This window comes from Photorhabdus temperata, assembly GCF_025384845.1.
GTDB classification, from domain to species: Bacteria; Pseudomonadota; Gammaproteobacteria; order Enterobacterales; family Enterobacteriaceae; genus Photorhabdus; species Photorhabdus temperata.
Genome location: NZ_JAJAFX010000199.1, coordinates 1 through 771 on the forward strand (window position 1 = coordinate 1; position 771 = coordinate 771).

Sequence of the window (771 nt, forward strand, 5' to 3'; positions counted from 1 at the left end):
TCATGCTGCGAACTATGTTAACAGATACACAATGGAATAAGCTATCTGCATTCATGCACCATACTGGATTTATTTACCACAAAACAAAACATCGTCAGGCGCTGGAAGGCATTCTTTATCGTATGAGAACAGGCATTCCGTGGCGCGACCTGCCTTCCGAATTCGGAAAATGGAATAGCGTCTTTCAACGTTTTAACGCTTGGTCAAAAAAGGGTGTTTTGTATTTAATGTTCAATTGGCTATCTAGATATTCTGATTCAGAGTGGTTGTTCATTGACGGGAGTATTGTTCGAGCCCATCAGCATAGTGCCGGAGCGACTTCTGAAGCGGATGAAGCGATTGGTCAAAGTCGTGGAGGACGTTCAACCAAAATCCATTTGGCTGTAGACAGTTACGGTTTACCTGTCCATTTCGAACTGTCTGGTGGTCAGGTCAATGATATTGTTCATGCGGAAAGTCTTGTATCTCAGTCACCTTTATCTGATTTTGTCATTGCTGATAAGGGATATGACAGTCAGGGTTTGAGAAGTGTTATCGAAGAGCAAAAGTCAGTTCCGGTGATCCCTTATCGCAAAAATAGCCGAAAATCAGGTCAAAAAATTGACAAATGTTTATATCGTTACCGACATTTGGTGGAAAATGCCTTTGCCAGAATCAAACATTTTCGTGCGATAGCAACAAGATACGACAAACTTGAACGGAATTACGCCAGCATGTTGGCACTGGCATTTATTATAGTCTGGTTGCCAATGTGGGCTGAATAAATGATGA

1 protein-coding gene is annotated in these 771 nt (G+C 41.9%); it reads left to right on the forward strand.

All coding sequences use genetic code 11. The features are described 5' to 3' along the window. Positions 1-2 precede the first annotated feature (2 nt). A complete protein-coding gene (locus tag LGZ99_RS24555) occupies positions 3-764 on the forward strand; it encodes an IS5 family transposase (protein ID WP_262979863.1) in 762 nt (253 codons plus the stop codon). The last annotated feature ends 7 nt before the right edge of the window (positions 765-771 follow it).

What these genes read in the sequence shown, in the direction of transcription:
- LGZ99_RS24555 (WP_262979863.1), top strand. Translation starts at nt 3, where the DNA reads ATGCTGCGAACTATGTTAACAGATACACAATGGAATAAGCTATCTGCA.